Consider the following 3,984-nt stretch of genomic DNA (forward strand, 5'->3'; position numbering starts at 1 on the left):
GCGCCGACCTCTCCCGCAAGCGGGAGAGGTGAGCCCCACTCCTACCCCGCCAGCTTTGCCAGCCCCGTCCAGTCGAACCCGATCCCATGGCCATGCCTGTCCGGCGCCAGCGCAAGCCCGTCCTGCAGCACCAGTGGATGCTCGATATACTTGTCGAGCCCAAAACCATGCGCCTCCAGATACGACCGGTTCGGACAGGCCGCGAGCAGATGCACGGTGATGTCGTGCGCACCGTGGCTGGTAACGGGCAGGTTGAACGCCTCGGCGAGCCGCGCGATCTTCATGAACGCGCTGACGCCGCCGCAATTGGTGACGTCGGGTTCGGGATAGGACACTGCGCCTGATGCGATGTAGTTCTTGAACTCCCACAGCGAGCGCAGATTCTCGCCCGCCGCGATCGGCACGCCGCCCGCCTGCAGGATGCGCGCGTGGCCGGCGACGTCGTCGGGGATGATCGGCTCCTCCAGCCAGGTGAGGTCGTAAGGCACCAAGGCACGCGCGGCGCGGATCGCCTCCTCGACCGTCCATTTCATGTTGGCGTCCGCCATCAGCGGAAAGCCGTCGCCGAGATGCTGTCGCATCGCCGCGACCTTCGCGACGTCCGTTTTCAGGTCGGGACGGCCGACCTTCATCTTGATGGCGCGGAATCCCTTGGCGAGATTGCCGTCGGTCTGCTTGAGCAGCGCGTCGACCGAGAGATCGAGGTCGATGCCACCGGCATAGCACGGCACCCGCGCATCGAAGCCGCCGAGCAGTCGGTACAGCGGCAGTTTTGCGCGGCGCGCCTTCAGGTCCCACAAGGCGATGTCGACCGCCGAGAGCGCCAGCACCGCCGGCCCGCCGCGGCCACCATAATGCAGCGCCCACCAGACATGATGCCAGATCGCTTCCGTGTCCTCGGCTTCGCGCCCCTCGATCAGCGGCGGAATCTCCCGCCTGAGGATGTCCGCCGTCGCCCCGCCATTGCGTCCCACCGTGTAGGTGTAGCCGACGCCCTCGGCGCCATCGGCATCGCGGATCCGGCAGGTGATCAGCTCGAACGCGGTGATCTCGCCATGCGTGGAGTCGGAGAGCGTGACGGGAAGGGGGATCCGGTAGAATCCGGTCTCGATTGTCGCAATGCGTGCCATGGTGCCTCCCTGTCTCTTCTTCTTTCTTCTTCGTAGGGTGGTTAGCCGAGCAGATGCGCAAAGCGCATGTGCTCGGCGTAACCCACCTCTATAATCTCCGCGGCGCAGACGCGGTGGGTTACGCCGCGCGAACTGCGCCTTGCGCAGTCGTGGGGCTAACCCACCCTTCGAACCCAACTCACCGCATCGTCGCCAGTTGCACCGCCAGCGCGCAGGCGCGGTCGTATTCGTCGAGATTGATCCATTCGTCCACCGTGTGTGCCTCGTTCTGCCCGGCGCCGAAGGTCACGGTCGGAATGCCGTGGCGGACCATCCAGTTGGCATCGAGGCCCCCATTGGCGGTGCGGACGTTCGGCGTGCCGCCGACCGCGGACACGGCTTCCACCGCGCGCTTGATCACGGGCTGGCTGTCCTTCATGCGGAACGGATAATAGTCGGTCTCGGCCTTGAACTTCACCTTACCGGACTTGCCTTGCGCGTTCGTCACCTTCTTGGCCGCCTTCTCGAACGCGGCCTTGTAGGCCTTGGTGATCTCCTTGAAGAATTTTCCGTCATGGCTGCGGCTCTCGCCGCGCACATGGACGTAGTCGGTGACGACGTTGGTGGCATCGCCCGCCGGGCGGCCCTCGCCGCCGGTGACCGGGCCGACATTGCTGGTGCCCATCTTCACGCTGGCGCCCTTGCCCTTCACCACCTTGCCGAACCAACCGCCGGCCTTCACGTCGGCCAGAGCCAGCGCCATGATCATGGTCGAGGAGATGCCGCGCTCCGGCGCGACGCCGGCATGCGAGGCGCGGCCGAAGATCTCGACGCTCCAGCGGTCCGCGCCGACGGCACCGATGACGACGTTCGAGGCGGCGCCGCCGTCATAGTTGAACGCCATCACGGGCGCGCCGAGTTCGTCCAGCTTGACGTAGCGCGCGCCGTAGAGCCCGCTCTCCTCGCGCACGCAGAACAATAGCGTGATCGGCGGATGATCGAGCTTCTGCTTGGCGAGCTCGGCCGCCAGCGTCACCAGCACGCCGCAGCCGCAGCGGTTGTCGCCGCCGAGCGCGGTCCTGGCTTCGTTGACGATCTTGCGCCCGGATTTCTTCGGCTTGGCGCCGGCGCAGAGCGGCACGGTGTCCATGTGGGTCATGAACATGATCCGCGGCTGGTTGTGCAGCGCGCCGCGGCCGGGCAGGTCGACGATGAGGTTGCCGGTCTCGGTCGGCACGGGAATGCGGGTGTTGGCATCGTCGAGCCGGATCGCCTTCGCCGGCACGCCGGCCTCCTTCAGCGCGGCCGTCAGCTCACGCCCGATCGCCGCCTCCTGCCCGGTGACGCCTTCGACCGAGAGAAAGCGCATGAGACGGTCGGTGGCGGCTTTGGTGTCGACGGACATGAGTGATTCCTTTGGCGGGCGAGGTCGCGTCATCCTATGGGCTTGGCGAGGTGTAAGCCAAGAAGATCAGCACGCCGAGCGTCAGCATGGCAGCCATGAACAGCAGCACCGCCGGCAATCCCGCGAGCGCCGCCACCGCGCCCGTGGCCGACTGCATCAAGGCCGCGCCGAGGAAGAAGGCGAGGTTGACGGCCGCGAGCGCCTTGCCCGCGACCTGCGCGTCCACCAGCTGCCGCGACATGCCGAACAGCAGCGGTTGGGCGGAGGTCGCAAGCCCGATCAGCACGAACAGCACGAGGTCGTATTGCGGCGGCATCACGGGCAGGCCGAACAGCACCGAGACCGCTTCATGCGGTGCGCCCAGGGCCATCAGCACCAGCAGCACGGCGGCGGCCAGATGCGAGCCCGCCACCAGGCCGCGCCGGTGCCCGAGCCTGCGGTCGATCACGCCGATGCAGAGGGGGCCGACAATCATCGCCAGCGTGAACGCGCCGAGCTGGTTGCCGGCCTCGACCCGCGACAATCCCTTGACGTCCATCAGCCACGGCCCGCCCCACAGGCCGCGCAGCACCAGCGAGGTCGCCAGCGACACCAGCGCCAGCGCGATCAGGCCGCGCAACGGGCGGGAGAGGCCGAGCCTGAGCACCTCGATCATCTGCGCCAGCGGCGAGGACTCGTCCTTGTGCTCGGCCGGCTGGTTCGGCACCAGCGCGAACACCGCGAGCGCGACCGCGACGCCGCCGATCGCGGAGAGCCAGAACCCCGCGCGCCAGCCATAGGCGTCGACCACGAAGGCGAGCGGGCTCGCCGACAGCAGCATGCCGATATTGCCGATCGAGAGGATGGCGCCCGACCACAATCCGAACCGCGCCGCCGACAATTGCTTGGCTGCGAGCGTCATCGGGCACATCAGCATGCCCGAGGTGGCAACGCCGAGCAGCAGCTGCCCGACGGCGAAGCTCTCGGGTCCCGTCGCAAAGCCGGACGCCATCGCGCCGAACACGGTTCCCGCCAGCAGGGCGAGCGACACCGGCCGCACGCCGAACCGGTCCATCGCCGCCCCGACCGGGATCTGCGCCGCCGCAAAGGCAAAAGGATAGATCGAAGTGAGGCTCGCCAGTGCCTGCGGCTCGATGCGGAAATCCGCCGCCATCAGGTCGAGGCTGACGGCCGGAATCGTGCGCAGCAATGTGGAGAGCATGTGCCCGCAGGCGAGCGCGACGAGCGCGAAGATCAGCGCGCGGGTCGCGATGCCCGCGTCGTTGGCGGCGGTGGTCATGAGCGTCCCGTCCCGAGAAGGTTTCGGGTGGGGTTACAGGATTGAGGAGCGGGTGCCAATGGCCGGGCGGCGTGTCCCTGCAGACGTGAACCGGTGCGATGTCAGAGCCTTTCCGGCGGGAACAGTCCGCAAACGAAATAATATGCGCTGCACGCGCAAGGAACCGCCAGTGCCGCCCACGACAGCGGCCA

Annotated in this window: 3 protein-coding genes; all 3 read right to left on the reverse strand. The window is 67.5% G+C overall.

Features of this window, described 5'->3' with window-relative positions; translation table 11 throughout:
* Positions 1-41: 41 nt before the first annotated feature.
* Positions 42-1,130, reverse strand: coding sequence for a mandelate racemase/muconate lactonizing enzyme family protein (locus tag JHD07_RS32210; protein ID WP_291629475.1), 1,089 nt, complete (start codon positions 1,128-1,130; stop codon positions 42-44).
* Positions 1,131-1,308: 178 nt separating this feature from the next.
* A complete protein-coding gene (locus tag JHD07_RS32215; protein WP_291629476.1) occupies positions 1,309-2,514 on the reverse strand; it encodes a M20/M25/M40 family metallo-hydrolase in 1,206 nt (401 codons plus the stop codon).
* A gap of 34 nt (positions 2,515-2,548) precedes the next feature.
* Positions 2,549-3,793: an MFS transporter gene (locus tag JHD07_RS32220; protein ID WP_291629477.1), complete on the reverse strand. Its 1,245-nt coding sequence runs from the start codon at positions 3,791-3,793 to the stop codon at positions 2,549-2,551.
* Positions 3,794-3,984: the final 191 nt, after the last annotated feature.

The organism is Bradyrhizobium sp., from assembly GCF_016462955.1.
In the GTDB taxonomy this organism is placed as follows: Bacteria; Pseudomonadota; Alphaproteobacteria; order Rhizobiales; family Xanthobacteraceae; genus Bradyrhizobium.

What these genes read in the sequence shown, in the direction of transcription:
- JHD07_RS32210 (WP_291629475.1), bottom strand. Translation starts at nt 1,130, where the DNA reads ATGGCACGCATTGCGACAATCGAGACCGGATTCTACCGGATCCCCCTT.
- JHD07_RS32215 (WP_291629476.1), bottom strand. Translation starts at nt 2,514, where the DNA reads ATGTCCGTCGACACCAAAGCCGCCACCGACCGTCTCATGCGCTTTCTC.
- JHD07_RS32220 (WP_291629477.1), bottom strand. Translation starts at nt 3,793, where the DNA reads ATGACCACCGCCGCCAACGACGCGGGCATCGCGACCCGCGCGCTGATC.